Raw genomic sequence first — 16,966 nt, 5'->3', positions numbered from 1 at the left:
TCAAATAAATCTCAACAACTGGTTAATGAGCGGAGGAAGCACGGTAATATGTCCCTCACCTTCAACTTCTCGGTACGTAACGACAAATTTATCTCCCGAATAAGGCAGTAGCAGTTCATATAATTGCTTCGCGTCCTCAACCATTCCCCGCTTCTCTTCAGAACCAACGACAACTAGCAGTTCTGCCCCATACTGACTCCCATGCCACTTTCCTGCAACACTGGACCACTTCTTGATCAGCTCATGTTTCTTCCACCAAATAGACGGGCTGCCAGCAATATATGAACTGAATGCCTCTGGTTTTGTGAACAACGTATAAAGTGTAAAGAATCCACCTAAGGAATGTCCAAACAGGGACTGTCTCTTCTTATTAATCGGAATGATTTGTTCTATTTCTGGTTTCAACTGTTCTTCGATAAATGTAGAAAAGGCATCAGCCCCGCCCGTTTCCGGCCATTCTGAACCATCCGGCCTTTGTGGCAGCTCTTCTGGTAAAGCTGCTAGCGTGTAATCAAAAAATCGCTGTTGTGAAACGATTGGATCATCCGAGTCATATCCAATTGCTACAATAACCTGCGGTTCAATACCATGTGGCTTTCGGCCTTGAAGACGCATCGCCTCTGCCAGCGACCCGAATGATGCATTGCCATCCAAGGCATATATTACAGGGAACCCCTCTTCTGGAGCTTCCGTCTGTGGCAGCCATAGGAAGATGCGGTATTCTCTTCCCGTTTGCTTTGCTCGCATGATCAGATGGCGCGTATGCGGAATCGAGAACTCATCCGTCCATCTGGTATGTGGGGCAGTATCAATAGCTAAAGACTTATTCGCTACATCCTCGTTAAGAAATAGCCACTTCAAAGCTTTCAAATAGTTTTCGGCCATATATAACCAGTCATGGGTTCCACCCGCTTGAAGCTCAAAGTGAAACTTATTTGCTGGAAATCCTTGCTCCGTTATCAATGCCGATGCTTCAATCGTTTGATTAACCATATTGCGTTGAATATTTTGTTTATAGATACCTTCACAATCACCAACCGACATGTAGATACGAAGCTCATGGGAAAGTCCGGCCTGCTTTTTCATAAATGGCAGAACGTCTTGAAACCAAAAGGAAGCAGAAAGCAAACCTAATAAACCGAACGTGTCTGGACGCCAATATCCTGCAAATAACGAAATTAAACCTCCAAATGATCCCCCAATAATTGCCGTATGCTCAGCATTTGGTTTTGTCCGATAATGCTCATCGATGAACGGCTTTACAACGTCCGCTAATTCATCAATATATTCTCGGCCCTTACCTCCGAAGGCTGGATAACTATTCAGCAGCGCAGAAGCCGTCCACGGTGTATACTCAACATTCCGATCATGCGACTTTACCCCAATCATAATGACTTGCTGAAGCTTCTCCGTAATCATAAGGTGATCCAACTGATTCGTTACATTTTGAAACAGCCCTCCACCGTCCTGAACATAAGCTACTGGATAGGTGCGAGTAGAATCATAATGGTAAGAAGGGGGTAAGTATATAACAAGTTCTCGGTTTTCTACCGTCTTTTTCTCAAAATGGTTCATACGATAACACCTTTCTCCTGCCTATTCTATTTTTTCGATCGAATGAGCAACCATACAAAATACGGAACGCCAATGATAGAGATGACGATGCCAACAGCTAGTTCCGCAGGGGCAAATATCGTTTTCCCGATAAAATCTCCGAATACGACCATTGCCGCTCCTATTAATCCGCTCACTGGCAAAATAGAGCGATGGCGCAATCCTACTAATCTTCTCGCAATATGGGGAGCGATTAAACCGACGAAGCCGATGCTGCCAGAGACAGCAACACTTGCGCTCACAAGACCTATACTGCAAAGAAGCATTTGCTTCTTCACTCGCTCTACAGATACTCCAAGGCCGGTCGCACTGTGCTCCCCAAGCTGGAACAAATCTAACGATTTAGCCTTCCACCATAAGATAGGCGGCAGAATGAGCAGCCAAGGCAGCATCGTTGCAACGAATTTCCAATTGGCATTATATATGCTCCCTGCAAGCCAAACTGTAGCCATCTCAAAGTCATTCGGATTCATTTTCAAAGACACATACAATGTAACCGCTCCAAAGCCCGATGCAACCGCTATGCCGACTAGAAGTAAACGCTGTGGATCAAGCTTGCCTTGGTCCTTCGCAAACAAATAGATCAGTACAGTCGCAAGGAGCCCGCCTGCAAGACCGAACATTGGCATCATCATAACAGCTGCCCAGCCGCTTAGTTTCAATTGCCCTTGGAATAAAAACATGAACAAAACAACTACCATCCCCGCTCCCGCATTAATGCCAAGAATTCCGGGATCAGCGAGACCGTTGCGTGTTACTCCTTGAATTACTGCACCTGCCATTCCAAGTGCACTGCCTACTAACGCAGCCAATACGATTCGCGGTAGCCTGAATTGGTAGACAACTAGCACATGTTCTTTATTACTATCAATTCGCAGCAACGTTCTTACGATTTCTGGAACGGAAATATCAAACATCCCATTTGTTAAGCTAAGATAAGCACCAATGAATGTCACTAGCAAAGAGCCTGCTATAACGGACCATAATCGGGTATTCGAATGTTCAAACATGTTTGCCGCCTCCTCTCGTCTTAATTAAATAGAGGAAAAACGGTACACCGAATAACGCCGTCAACACTCCGATTGGTGTCTCGAACGGCTGATTCACAAATCTCGATAATATATCGCAGAAAGCTAGGAATAATCCGCCTAACACGCCTGATACAGGAATAATCCAGCGATAATCCATGCCCGACAGAAATCTTGCGATATGCGGTATAATTAGCCCTATGAATGCAATTTTCCCTGCTAGTGCCACAGAGACGCCAGTGAGGATTACGACGGACAAGATAGAGAGAATACGAACGAGCATCGTCCGTTGCCCAAGGTTCGTCGAAACCTCGTCACCTAGTGATAGCACCGTAATCGACTTGGACAACCCAATCGCAAGAGCGAGTCCAACAATTGCAAAAGGGATCGACATTTTTATTAGCTCAGGGTCCATTTGATTAAGCCTAGCATTGTACCAGAAGCTGAGACCTTGTGAGATTTGAAAATAACTGGATACAGCTGCAGAAACTCCACTTAGAAATGTTCCGATAATCGTACCCAAAATGGCAAGCTTAACGGGCGACATCCCGTTCGGAATGAGCCATGCAATGCCAAATACGATAGCCGCACCTAATGCCGAACCAATCATCGACATTGCGATAAGGCTGACAGAGCCTCCCGTTGGCAAAAATATCATGGCGAGCGTCACTAGAAAAACAGAACCGTCTGATACCCCCATCATGGATGGAGATGCTAGATAGTTTCTTGTCATTCCTTGCATGAGCGCACCCGAAACAGCCAAAAATGCGCCTATCAGCAAAGCACCAATAGCTCTAGGCATACGCGAAACTCGAATAATTTGATGATCTACATTATTGGGATCAAAGTGAACAATTGCCTGCCATACCTCTCCTAACGAAATATTTTTTGTTCCGAAGGATATAGATATGAGAATCAATAAGATAGCAGCTGCCGGTGCCATCACAAGGATAGCTACCGGCAGCGTTTGTTTTAATCGCATAAGAACACGCCTTATTCGCTTCTATTTGGTCAATCTATTTGTTAAGTGGCTCCATAATTGCTTTCAAAAATTCAATCTTGCTATAAGCTGTTCCACCTTGAGCAAGCGGATCAACCACGTTTACAAATGTACGTCCTTCTTTAATTGCCTTAGTTGTTTTCATAATTGGATTCGCTTGAAGCTCTTCAAACGCATTCGGCGTATCCTTGTTCTCATCTGGTGAGAATTGAACAAATAAATAATCGGGATCTATTTCCGTGAACTTTTCTACAGATATTTCTTCCTGCGCTTTAGCAGCTTTAATAACGTCTGGGACTGTTAGGCCCAGCTCTGAATAGAGAACCGGATTAAAGAAAACTTTCTCTGGATATACATACATCTTGCCCGTACGGATACGAACAGCGAGCACTTTTTTGTCTTTAAGCTTGTCGCTTAACGTTACTTTTGCCGCTTCCAAATCCGTTTTATATTTCGTAATCACTTCTTCAGCCTGTGCTTCTTTTCCACTTAGTTCGCCGAGCAGCTTCAAGTTAGCTTCCCAGTTTGTAGATACGTGAGAATAAAGAATAGTCGGTGCAATCGCAGCTAATTTCTCTTCCATTTCTGGAGGAGCTTTTGTCGAAGCTAATATTACGTCTGGCTTCAATGACAAGATGGACTCGAAATTCGGTTCCATCTTCTCACCAGTCGAAACTGCATTTTTCGTAATGGATTGGAACATTGGAGCAAATTCTCCCCTGAAACTAATTGCTCCTACTGGCTGAACATCAAGAACAATGGAGTCTTCCATAGCCTCTACAGCTCCCGTAATGACGATACGCTCAACTTTAGCCGGCAGTACATATTCTTTATCTAAATATTTAATTGTACGAGTTTCTGTTGAACCTTCTTTGGCAGGCTCCTCTTTGTTTGTTCCTTCTACAGCTTGTTTCTTTGTATTTGTAGCAGCACCTTTATTATTTGCTGGTACTTGCTCACCCTTGTTGTTGCCTCCACATGCCGTAACCATAACTGCTATTGCAACTACTAAAATTAGACTTCCAATGCCCTTTTTCATCACACTGTCTAGCTCCTCTCACTCCAACTATAATTGATAATGAATATCATTAGCAATTATAGGCTATGAGTCAGGCATCGACCATGGACAGTATCCTGAACCATTATGGACGATTTCCTGTTAATAACGCAGACGTCCCATCGATAATCCGACTAAGTGCAATAGGAGAATATTCTCTCCAAGGCTCAGAAGGAATCATTTTGAGACGATTCTCCCATACAAAAGGAAGCGACAGCCACTCTATCGACTGACTCAGCTTCGCCCAATAGTCAAGTGTCTCCGACTCCTGACAGACAAGAAGAAGCACATAATCAGCCTTCACCTTTTTTAAATCGTCCAGAGTCATTGGAATGTTCCATACTGGCTCATCCTCTATATGAAAAGGGACCACCCCCAGCCCGTCATATAATACGTCTTGAATAACAAGATCAGAGAACATGCTCACGGTATCTCTCAGCAGCTTAATAGTAGCTACTTTTAGTGGCCGTGATTGATGGTTTGACTGAATCTCATGTGCAACTTCCGAAGTTTTTTGGTCAAATGCCTCAATCCATTGCTTGCCTTCTGACTGCTCGTCCAGTGCTTCTTCCAACACATGAAGCCTATTTCTCCAACCTGTTCGTTCGTCTGGCAGCTCCAGAATCGGTGCAATTTGGGATAACCTCTCTTTTTCCCAAGGCTCCAAATCATGCTCACAAATGATAAAATCCGGGTTCGCTGCTTCTAGCTTGACGATATTCGCCTCTCTATTCATATTCTGGCGATATGCATCCAGATGGACTGGAATTTCATGGCCATAACGATCACAATAATATTTGCTCCATTTCGAATGAAGCGGCGCCGCATAAGGAATAATGTCCAGCGGAAGCAAATAACCGATTAGAGCTGTAGAACCATATACCGCAATCTTTTTTCCTCGTTTCTTCAAATACGCAGTTGGGGACATGCCAACAATCTGCTTAAACTTACGACTGAAATAAAATTCATCCGCATATCCAACCTCGTGTGCGATCTCCTTCAGAAGGCGGTCTGTTCGCAACATTAGCGACTTCGCTCGATCGATTCGAATTTTCGTCAAATAATCGAGGGCGCTTACTCCGTACGTTTTTTTGAACAAATCAACAAAATATTTGGGACTTAGCTCTGCCATGTTAGCTAACCGCTCTATCGTCATCTCAGTATGACTATTTTCCTTCATAAATGCTTTAGTACGCTCTAGAGCTTCCTTTGACCCTTCCTTGGAAACCTTCTTCCCCGAAGTAATCAGCAGGTAAAGTAGTTCTGAGCAATCTAGCTGTGCTCGCCACTTCTTCAACTGATCACCACTTACAAAGCCGTCATAAATCGTTCGACCTAACGAAGCCAAATTTCCAGCTGGTGCGAGTGATAGACCTTCCATATTGGTAAATAGAAAATGTGTAGATTCATTCGACTGGGAATCTAAGACCCTATCATTCCAAAATGCTACATTTAAACGAATTACAACAACAGTTAAATTCCCGTCAGTGTCCGATGTTAAGCCAAATGTACTCTCTGGTGGGCATGTGTAAATATGCTCTCGCTCAAGTAACGTGCCTCCATCCGCTCTTTTAAGTTTGCCGCTACCTGCAAGCGGAATAATTAATGTTCCCGATCTCGTCACATGCTGCTCCAATATGTCGCCAGACGCACCTGTATATAGCTCAGCCGAAATGAGCTTTATGTCCAAATTACTATAATCAATGTCACTTATTTCTCTATTCAATAGTTCCAATTAGCCCACCTCTTAATCGATAATGATTCTCAATATTGAATATAGTATACCAAATCACAATGAACATAAGAACATATCCCCCCTGATTATCGTCAGGAAACAATTTGAATATCTAGTAATTTGAAAGGTATAATTGATGTCAGCTAGTTTGATTATAAAGGTGCACCTATTTATCAATCACAATAAGGAGCTGTATCTGACATGACTACGACAGAGGTACTAACATTGGAGCGAACTGAAACAAAGCTGGTTGGTTACTCAGCAACGACATCATTACATCAAGATTTAGAAAATAACATTATTGTAGGATTACGCGAGAAGTTAATCGGCAAACGTCATGAAATTGTAAATGCAATAGAGGACACTGGAATCTATTTGGTTCAAGTATATTCAGACGAAGAGTGGAGTCCAGACGTTCCATTCGAAAGTATTGTTGCTGTAGAAGTTAGCCAATTTGCTGACATTCCTGAGGGGCTTGTTCAACATACGATACCATCGGGGAAATATGCAAAAGTTATTCATAAGGGACCTGAATCGGAGATAGGCGAAACCTATGATTGGATTCGAAACAATGGTATCGATGTCTCTCGACCTTTTGATTTTGAATATTGGACTAACATTAATTCGCATGACCAAGAAGATAGTACTATAGATATATTTTTGCCAATGATAGATTAAAAGGATGATAAAAGAACCAATACCAAAAGTGACTATAACTTAAAGTCATTGTTGCTGTTGGTTCATTTCCTTTTTGAATCAAATAACTTTTGTATCCCATCTTCACTAATTATTTCTTTAAATTGTTATATTGCATCTTTAAAGTCTTCCACTCATGAATCATAGATATGAACCTCTACAACTGCTTTCTGTTAAAATTCATCCGATAAATACCAGCCTGTTTCCTCACACCATAGTAAGTCATGGTCATCCAAATGGACGCTCCATTCGCAATCATTTAGAATATGACGGACTTCCGTCAAGCAAGCGGCCCAGTGTAAACAAGCATCATGCATGTCTTCAAGGTCTCCCATAGGCAGACCAGTCGCTCCGACAAAGATTGTCATAGGTTCCGAGTTGTCTGGTTCGTAAACACAAAAATCTTCGCCTTCTTCTTTAAACCCAAATGATCGCTGATAGTTGTTTATCACCTGCTGGATTGCTTGCTCTTCTTCCTTGGTTAGTGGGGTTGGTCGTTCGGCTTTGTAATATAGTGAAACTCCCATTGTATCTACTCCTTTTAATGATGATTTATTAACAAATTAGTTTATAAGATAAAGCTTCATCTACAACTTCTTTTGGTGTCAAATCTTTAGAATTCCAGAAAATCAGATCACTTAGTTCAGGATGTGGTACATTTCTCTTAAGAATGTCAATCATTTCGGCAATTTCTTCTTCAGAGCCCTCGACATTCATAATCTTACTTACTAATTCGACTAGATCTTCTCTGTTTAACGCCATATTATCAACTCCTTATTGTATACAGCTATATTACTATTAATATCCATAGTGATATTTGCCTTCTAGGATCTCTTTATGGACTCTCGGTGTAACTACATCACCTACCTGTCGGGTGGACGCAAGCATTCAACCTATTCCATCAACTCAAAATGATAAAGATACATGACTTCCTTGTAGACTTGTTCACCTGTTTCTTCATTGATTAGAAAAAATCTTCTCTCTGACTTCAAATGCTAATTTTTTGCATCCCATCATTAACTACCTTAGATTTATTTTCACGAACAATTTCTTGCCAAATATGGTGATGACCAGATGATGACCATCATTCTAAACTACTATTCAACTATGCTTCTTGAGATAATCCTCTATAAATTTCTTTGATTTCTCACTTTGAGGTAAAATACCTAAATGCTTGTACTTGAAAAGCCACCGTCTCTCTGTATTTGTAATGTCTGAAGCCAGAACATCTTCATAATCGTAACTAATATTAAATTCGCCTTCGGAAGTTAACATTAATGTCAGATTTGTCCAAACATGAGTATTGTGATTCCTAAATTCATCATTTAGATTCTCTAATAATTTATTTATCCCTCGCATCTTTTCATCGAAAACTGATTGATCAACGTTATAGATACTTGGTATATCCAAATAATAGTTATACTTACCTTCATCATGTGTATTAAAATCAAAATAAACAAGTGTAGAGTCCATGTAAATTACTTCTGCATACAAGTAAAGCTTATACTACGGGCGGGGAATGATATCATTCAGCGTTTCAGCAATTTGTTGATAAATCTCACTCATTTTCTGAGTTTCCATCTTGTTAGCCTCCCTTATAGCTACTCAGATCGAAATAATTCCCATTCATTTCTTCGTTAAAACTATTCAGGAAAGTTCTCAGCTCACAAGATATGAAGATGATTTTATAACATTCTTCTTTCTCTGCTTTAGATTCACTTCAACAAAAATCAATATTCAAAATAGGTGGTGACCAAAAGGCCACCACCATTTCACACTACTTTTCAACTGTGATTCTTAAGATAATCCTCTAAAAACTTACGATCGTTTTCGTCTTCTGGTAGCGTGCCAAGATTCTTATACACAAAAATCATTCTTCTTTCTATATTAGTTAGTTCTGATGAAAGTACATCTTCGTAATCATAACTAATATTGAACTTTCCTGAAGATTCAAGTTTTAATGTGAGATTTGTCCACATTTCTGGATTATTATCTTTAAACTCCAGATGCAATTCTTCAATTTTCTTGTATAACTCATCCATCATTTTATTGAAAATTGATTTATCAACATTGAAATTTTTAGGAATATAGTAATAATAAGTGTATTTGTCCATCTCATGCGTATTGAAATAGAAATAAACCATTGTAGAATCCTCGTAAATAACTTCAGCATAGAGATGAATTTCTTTCCAGTTTACTGGAATGATTTCATTGAGTTTTTCAGCAATCTCTTGATACAGTTGACCCATTCTGCTTGTTTCCACATTATCCACCTCTTTTATTTTTCATTTTTCATTTCTACTGGAGATGAAATTCTGATTTAAATCTCGCCCTCACACTCACCAGACCACATTGATCTCCCTGAATATATAGGCTTTATCGACACAATCACCATTTTAGGTGGGCCCCTTCATTTTGTTAGTTATAAACTTAACTCTGACAAAATGGAACTACGATAACTTTATGAAGCTATCTCCGCCGAGAGCGTAATCTGCTTCATTATTTAGAACATACCTTTCAATTATTAATATGTGTAAATGTGTATTGAAGAAATCCAAATTTAGGTACTTGCAATATTGATTGTAAAATGAGTTTATTCGGTAATGGTTAAGGACTATTAGGTCTCCTCTACGCCAGCGCATGAATAAAAAAAGCCACAATTACGGGCAGCTAGCTCGCATTGTGGCAATTTGTTTACAGATTTTTCGAAAAACTTATTCAGTTAACATATTTAGAAATGTTTCAAAGTTATTACTTGTAAAATATGTTACTGGATCTAAATCTGAGGACTCTTCATGATCCCAGACGCAAACAGATGGCTCTTTTCCATCAGTATTTCTAAAATCTAAACACACAAAATTACCAGCAAATAGAACAGCTATTGGCAACAACTCAGTACCTACTAAATTTTCATCCGAAACAATTCTTTCCTCTAACTGAGTTCTAACTACTCCTATATCGTAGAATTCATCATTCCTTTCCCCAGTTACTTTTAATATACATAAAAACCTATCAATTGCGTAACTGCGTTTACCACACAGAAAACTATCTTTTACAGGGGAAGCACCATTATTTTTTTTTATAAATTCTTTATATACTTCTGGTAATTTAACTCTCCACTTTTTTTCTTTTTCAAATAATAGAAAATCATCCGGTAATGGATAAATTACCGTCTCAACCTTAATTTCCATGTACATACCTCCTCCTAGAAAATATATTATCTTGGTGCGTCAGCCCACATACCTGCTGTCCTACCACCATTATGAGGTGTAATGTTGTGAATACCAAATGGAACCAGTTCCATCTTACCAGGGATTTCGGTATGATGCCACGTCATTCCACTTCTCGTACCACCTATTTGTTCATCTAACCATTTAAACTGTTCTTTATCCGAAGACTTCCAAAGCTTTTTTGGTAGCTGAATAGTTTCTTCTACAACACCTGCAACTGCAAAAGCAGCAAATCCATACTTCATTCCATCAACTTTTGTAACCTTTATGTCTGGAATATGTCCTTTTGCTATCGCCATCTCTTTTATTTTTCTTCTATGGGTAGATGACAAGCTATCCCCACCAGGAATAGTATCATCCCAAGACCAAGGTTTATTTGAATCAATACGTTCTTTATATATTTTTGCATAGTCTTCAACGACCTCATCAAATTTCTTTTTTCCTTTTATAAAATCATCTATATTTTTAAGATTTGCTTTATCCGTCCCCTCAATATCACAATCCTTCGTATTTGTATTATGCACCCAAATACCCAAATCGGTGACATAGTAGGTATGAAAGCCTTCTACTTCAAAGTTATAAACAGTAACCTTTTCTTGTAACTGAACGAGTTCAATATTATCAATTGTCAGATGTTCCCGGTTACTCTTCTGAAGTATATCTCCTTCCGCTAAATCTTCTGCAAGCACCCAACCTTTACCTTCTACCCAGAATGGATGATTAAACGTCGTTTCGATGAGTTGATCGTCTACCGAAAGCTTGTAAATTACATCCCGTTTGTTTCGGAAGAGATTTAGAACTTCCTTATAAGCCTGCTCCCCAGTCTCTTCATTCTTAGAAAGAACCATATCTCCGACTTTAATATCTTCAATAGGTTTCTCCCCATCATCTGTGAGAACCTTCGTCCCCGCAGTAAAGCAATTGCATCCAGAGGATTCCTTATCATTCTTATACTTAATGGTAATGTTATTTTTTGTTGCAATTTCTTCGTAATCTTTTCGATTTGCAAAGTTACTATTGGAGCTAGGTATTTCAATAACCAATCTACCATCGAGAATACGATTCGTTATGGAAGGCGGTTGAGTTGAATCATACTTCCACTTTCCAATCACGTCTTTACTTGAGCTAGTTACTACTGACTTTGGACCATACATATGAACAAGCTTCTGTTTATAAATGAGACTCGTAAAATCATTTGTGCTGATTGCTTCCATATCTACTGCTCTTCTTATAACGATCTCGCGAGAAAAATCATTATAGGAGCTTACAGTATTACCGTTAGAAAGTCTGATATCGTTAAATGGGTACCAATCGTTCTCTTTGGCCTTGTTATTAAACAGGGTTCCCCAATTTGTCCAATTATCAAATAACCAGTGATTTAAAATCGTAAACCAAGCCGCTCGGTCTACTACTTTCTTTCCTCTCGCCTTCATCTTAGCTACAAAACTCTGATAGTCTTTCTCACGTAGGCTTGATAAGAATTTTCCATCATTCCCAAACAAGGGTACATCTTTTTTAGGAGGACCGTCGATTTCATCCAACTGTCGTTGGAACCTCTTCGTCAGTGTCTTGCTAAGACTTTCTGATACTTTTGACAATACTTTGATTAATTTCCCAATCGTAGCTGCTCCACCAAAAAATACGCCTACAATCATTTCCAAAACTGCGCCTAGGTTTTTTCCATAAGTCTCAGCTTGTTCATTGGTTGCTTTGGCATTTAAAATGAGTTTGTAGTTTTTCTCATCGAAAACATATTCGAATGGTGCTCTTATTCCATCTACAACTGCTTCTAATAATTCACTAATTGTAATTTCCCTACTAGTAATTGCTTGTATTAAATCTAAAAACATTTGAATATCAATACTAAAAAAGTCTATTAGTGTCTCTACCGCATACATCCCAATCCCTTTAAGTATATATGCAGTGATGACAACTCCTCTAACTTTTGATTTGATATCCGCTTGTACTTCATCCCATGTTTTTGCCAGTCCATCAGTAACACCTTCTGCAATTTTATTAACCGCATTTTTCAGAGAATCCCATAAGCCCTTTGTTATTTCGGAGTCGTATTGCTGCATCATACCAATATCTCCGCGAACTGATTGTAGCTGAACAGATATATTTGCAGCCTTGTCTGTCATGAGACGAACACCTATCAATACCTTAGGTGAGTTTGTACTAGAATGGTTATCCTTCCATATTTCCCTCTCAGCTTCTCTAGCTTTGGAATAATCATTCCCTAGATATATCTCTTTCCACTCTAATCCCACGAATTTCAAATTTCGTGCTAATGCTTCCTGTTTCTCCTTTGGACTGGCTGTTCTACCTATATAACGAACTTCTTTCGTAGTTGGTTCTACTAGTGCATAAACCGTATGCTCAATTGATTCAACTCGTCGAACGCCTAGATCTGCTTCGACGGAATACAATTCGGTTTTACCCTCTGGTGATTGATACTCTATGAAAAAGTACCGATCAAAAAACTGCTTAAATTTCGCTGTTCCTAAGCCGCAACCATCAGGTAAATAACTACATGGATTATTTCGAATTTCGAGTGCTTCTATCGCAGTAACAATCTGAAATTTTTTATTTTCCTCTTGTTTATCTCCGTTATACATCCACCATGCTTCCATAAAGCCAAGTAAACTTTCAAATGCAGAACTATTCATCACATACTCGTAACTTTCATACGGAGTGATAGGCCTTTCCTGCAATAGTTTCGAATACATTTGCTGTAATTCTTTGCTAGACATATTCAGAAGCTTCTCGTAATCTAGCCCACCGCTGACTGTGCCTGCATCTGTATACTTTTTAAGATCACGATAATTTTCTATTCCAAGTTTCTGGTTCGCATTAAGTGGATTAGCTACTTCTCCTTCTCCAAATTCGCTATTCATCAAACCAATGTTGCTCTCAATGAGCCATGCCTTTGCTTCTTCATCTGTAGTCACTAGAATCTGCCCAGCATAATCGGCAATGCTTTGGTTAAGTGCATCTTTAAGTGTGCGAATTTGAGCTAAGTATGTAAGAAAAGCTTCGCGATCTATCGGCCTGATATCACTCAAAAAAGCTGCAATTTTATTCGAGTAGACGACCAAATCCACTTTGTACTGCTCAGCTTTAATGATATTGGCTTTGTATTCCTCTATCGAATTGGCTTGTACGTCAATGATATCCTTCAATTCTGCATGAATATCTCTCGAATATGCACTAGTTACTTTTGAGGTTGGATGATCGATGGATTCATAGAAACCACCATCTTCTTGGTAATAATAGTTGAGATTTAGTAGTTCCGCACCATCAGACAAACCATCTCTATCCGTATCCCAATTTTCAGGATCAAGCTTAATGGTCGCAACATACTTACCGTTATATCCTATTCTAATTCCTTGACTCTCTAACTCGTCAGATAGCCCGTCGTAGTCCTCATCCGTCTCGTCCATCGCTTCTAGATAAGAGATCTTCACATCATCTAGTAGCACAACGGTATCGTATTCCACATCCCCTTCGTCCAATACTTGAAATTGAATTCGAACAGAACCTTCTCCCGCGAAATCAGAAACATCGGCACTCACTCGCTTCCACCCTGTCATATAGGCGGTATTATCGCCACCATCAAGGTTCAGATCTGGAACAGCACGCCACTGACTGTGGTTTACCGACTGCTCAGCAAGCGTCACATCTTCTGAACTACCATCAACGATCGTTACTTTAAATTTATCGTCGTAATCGCTGTCTACCCACTCCATTGGTTCTTCCGAAATAATATTGTAATCAAATGTGATGGACTTAACGCCTGCTGGAATTTCTACAAACTGCTCCATGCTACTGTCTTTATTCTCAACAGAGCCAATACCTGTACTCATAAGCGCCATATAATCACCGTGTGCAGGTAAGATGGAACCAACTTTAGATACGACACGAACATCGCCCTTTGTATCGAAGCGAGCAACCTTTCCTTCTTCAAAAGAGGTACTCAAAAACTGGGTTTTCAGCGTTAAGTCGCCTGATCCAATCATCTGAAACATTTCTTGACCAGCTAGATTGGATTGTTTAATTTGTTCGTAAGCAGCACCTACCGTTGCTTGATCTACAATGATTGCTTGGAAAAATGCAGATACGATGGCTTGATCATCCACTACTTTAATATAATCCGAATATCCGAAATATGACTTTGCACCTAATGCTAGAAAAGACTGCGTAACTCCTGCATCAGACAAGCTTAGACAACTCGCGTTAAATACGAGACTTCCGGGTAGAAGATCGTTATATGTCTCTAGAAACTTCGGAGTAATCGCATAAAAACCATTCACTTCCACGAGCAGCCCAGTCTGCATATCTGCTTCATATTTCATTAGATTGGCAGCTGTCACCTTTTCACCCGTTAGAATCGCTTGTACCACTTCGTCACCAGAGCCGACTCTTTCGCCGTGTGTATCGAACACGATGACACCATATCGGGACAACTCTTTGAAAGATTCCACTGTTGCTGCTTCATTTTTCAAATGATTCACATTGAACTGACGCGTATCTTTGAATGATTCTGCGAGCTCGTCATATGCCTTTGAAGACAGACCTTTAGCTGCGAAAGGTGATACGATCAAAATATTAGCGCTTGCGATATAATCCTCGTTGCTAGATTGCGGTTGTCCATCCTCCGCTGAATACTGAGTTGATTGGGTTGTAGACTGCGACGAAGCGATTGAAGCAACCTGCTTGTCCTCAAAATTAGCTTTAGAACCACCAGATACTGGACTTCCCTTTGTCCCACTCTCACCGATCAATACGGCTCCGCTTAACCCTTGCTTCGTCTTGTACCAGATGCTCCCGCCCGAACTTGATAGACCTGTAGATGCTATATCCGGCTGATTCTTTAGCCAGCTTGCGATCTCATCTCCAGACATCTTACCTTCTTCTTGCTGCTGTAGTTCATTAATGAGCTCGATATAAGCAGTGCGTTCCTTATCTGAGCTGCGCTTCACCACACGCACAACAATATCTTTGCTGGTAGACTTCTCACCTGAATGAGTTAGTTCTGCTCTATATCTCAGCTCCCCAACTTCAGTCGTATCAATGGTTAGTAGCGTACTGTATATGCCGTCACCATCGATGTCATCTCCGCTATACAGGTTGCCATTGTCGTTCAACTTAGCTAAGGGCGAGACGTTTCCATTAGCTGCAACTTCCATTAGAGCTACCTCAGACTGTGAGTCTAAGTACTGTTCAACAGGAATATGGAACAACAACTTACCTGATTCACCTACGAATACGACTTGATTAGACACTTCCAGCTCACCAGCTAACACTGCCGATTCGTTGTATGCTACTTGCAGACTTTGTGATGTTTCATTTCCTGCGTAGTCGATTGCTTTGATCGTTATGTTATTAACACCTGGAACAAGTGTAAGCCCTGCAATATACCACTTCTCCAGTCCCTCCGCCGTCCGCTCAACCACTTCTTCTTCGGAGTGGTTGATGTATATAATGCGATCAAGCTGAACATTATCGGAGGCGGTACCTGCCAGATCAATCACGTCTTGCTTCCGATAAACCGTTCCCGCAGGAGGTGCATTGGTTAGCAGCAGTGACGGAGCCAATGTATCCTTCCTTATCGTAATTTTGTCACTAATCGAACGACCTTCATCGTCCTTAAGCGTGATCGTAACGGTTGTTTCATCTTGTAAAAGCTGTAAACTCGCCAGCTCCCACTGCCCATCTTTTGTCGTTAGTTCACCATTCCTGCCATCATCCGTTGCATAGCTCAAACGGTCGGACGTTGTTGCATTAGTGCTTCCCGACAGCGTCACCACATTCTCACGAAGTGCATATACATTCGCATAGGTTGGTGACGTGATATGAACAAGAGGATGATCCGTAGCCGCAAAATCCACCTCTTCATATTGAACGTTGTCAGCAGTCGTATTGAATGCTTCATCCTTGTCATATAAAGAAGACAAACGATCTATGATAACTAACGTTTCCGCTCTAGTAATCGGCTTCTTCGGCTTGAACAGACCGTCCGTGTATCCGTCAATTAGCTTATATTGGGATGCACGCGTAATCGCAGTACTAGACCATTCTGCAAATAGAGTTACATCTTGGAAGGCGACGTTTACTTCAGATTCGCCCCTTTTTGGTTTCCACTTCTCCATCCAATTATGTACAACGACAGCCGCTTCTTGACGGGACATCGTCTTTTTCGGGAAAAACATTTCATTATAACCCTGAATATAGCCCGCCGCCTTTGCGTTAGCTACATCCCGATAGAACCAATCTTGACTCTCCACATCACGGAATCCAGCTGTAAACACAGGCACATTCAGATTCATTTTCCGATTAACTAGAGCTGTAAACTCCGCGCGTGAAATCGATTGATTCGGTTTAAAGCTACCATCCTCATAACCTTCGATATCGCCATTCTCTTGCCATTTCCGAATCGTCTTCTGAGCCCAATGCCCTTTAATATCCGTAAATGCAGCAGCACTTGCCGCCTGTGCTTTCGCAGGTGGTGGCGGTGGTGTCATCGTTGCCAGTAAACAAAATATAACAACATATATAATCGTTCGTTTCATCCGCATCAGTATTGTCACTCCTCTTCCAACTCCC

At 40.6% G+C, this 16,966-nt stretch carries 12 protein-coding genes; 1 reads left to right on the top strand and 11 read right to left on the bottom strand.

Annotation, left to right across the window (positions count from 1 at the left end):
• From MFF31_RS12925 to MFF31_RS12905, 5 genes are all read right to left on the bottom strand, one after another.
• Entirely contained in the window at positions 1-1,575 is a 1,575-nt protein-coding gene (locus MFF31_RS12925; RefSeq protein ID WP_238188372.1) for an alpha/beta hydrolase, read from the bottom strand.
• A 26-nt stretch (positions 1,576-1,601) separates the two neighbouring features.
• The gene (locus tag MFF31_RS12920; protein ID WP_238188371.1) at positions 1,602-2,624 is read right to left on the bottom strand and encodes a FecCD family ABC transporter permease; all 1,023 of its coding nucleotides are present in this window, start codon (positions 2,622-2,624) and stop codon (positions 1,602-1,604) included.
• The gene (locus MFF31_RS12915; RefSeq protein WP_238188370.1) at positions 2,617-3,624 is read right to left on the bottom strand and encodes a FecCD family ABC transporter permease; all 1,008 of its coding nucleotides are present in this window, start codon (positions 3,622-3,624) and stop codon (positions 2,617-2,619) included. Before MFF31_RS12915 ends, MFF31_RS12920 begins: the two co-directional genes overlap by 8 nt.
• 34 nt (positions 3,625-3,658) lie before the next feature.
• Positions 3,659-4,681, bottom strand: a complete 1,023-nt coding sequence (locus MFF31_RS12910; RefSeq protein ID WP_238188592.1) for an ABC transporter substrate-binding protein — start codon at positions 4,679-4,681, stop codon at positions 3,659-3,661.
• A 103-nt stretch (positions 4,682-4,784) separates the two neighbouring features.
• Positions 4,785-6,434: an AraC family transcriptional regulator gene (locus tag MFF31_RS12905; RefSeq protein WP_238188369.1), complete on the bottom strand. Its 1,650-nt coding sequence runs from the start codon at positions 6,432-6,434 to the stop codon at positions 4,785-4,787.
• A gap of 201 nt (positions 6,435-6,635) precedes the next feature.
• Between MFF31_RS12905 and MFF31_RS12900 the strand changes: the two genes are divergently transcribed.
• Complete coding sequence (locus MFF31_RS12900; RefSeq protein ID WP_238188368.1) at positions 6,636-7,112, top strand: GyrI-like domain-containing protein; 477 nt, start codon at positions 6,636-6,638, stop codon at positions 7,110-7,112.
• A gap of 191 nt (positions 7,113-7,303) precedes the next feature.
• Here MFF31_RS12900 and MFF31_RS12895 read toward each other — a convergent pair whose 3' ends face one another.
• From MFF31_RS12895 to MFF31_RS12870, 6 genes are all read right to left on the bottom strand, one after another.
• Complete coding sequence (locus tag MFF31_RS12895; protein ID WP_238188367.1) at positions 7,304-7,657, bottom strand: hypothetical protein; 354 nt, start codon at positions 7,655-7,657, stop codon at positions 7,304-7,306.
• A gap of 28 nt (positions 7,658-7,685) precedes the next feature.
• A complete protein-coding gene (locus MFF31_RS12890) occupies positions 7,686-7,892 on the bottom strand; it encodes a bacteriocin immunity protein (RefSeq protein ID WP_238188366.1) in 207 nt (68 codons plus the stop codon).
• Positions 7,893-8,231: 339 nt separating this feature from the next.
• Positions 8,232-8,624 (bottom strand): immunity protein YezG family protein, encoded by a 393-nt coding sequence (locus MFF31_RS12885; RefSeq protein ID WP_282570456.1) that lies wholly within the window; start codon positions 8,622-8,624, stop codon positions 8,232-8,234.
• A 290-nt stretch (positions 8,625-8,914) separates the two neighbouring features.
• Entirely contained in the window at positions 8,915-9,394 is a 480-nt protein-coding gene (locus MFF31_RS12880; RefSeq protein ID WP_238188364.1) for an immunity protein YezG family protein, read from the bottom strand.
• 450 nt (positions 9,395-9,844) lie between these two features.
• Positions 9,845-10,321, bottom strand: a complete 477-nt coding sequence (locus MFF31_RS12875; RefSeq protein WP_238188363.1) for an SMI1/KNR4 family protein — start codon at positions 10,319-10,321, stop codon at positions 9,845-9,847.
• Between the two features lie 26 nt (positions 10,322-10,347).
• A complete protein-coding gene (locus MFF31_RS12870) occupies positions 10,348-16,950 on the bottom strand; it encodes an S-layer homology domain-containing protein (protein WP_248565477.1) in 6,603 nt (2,200 codons plus the stop codon).
• Positions 16,951-16,966: the final 16 nt, after the last annotated feature.

Origin of the sequence: Paenibacillus sp. L3-i20 (assembly GCF_022180385.2) — a bacterium.
Taxonomy (GTDB): Bacteria; Bacillota; Bacilli; order Paenibacillales; family Paenibacillaceae; genus Pristimantibacillus.
Note: the sequence above shows the minus strand (reverse complement) of the source record. Positions and strands in the feature narration are given on the sequence as shown.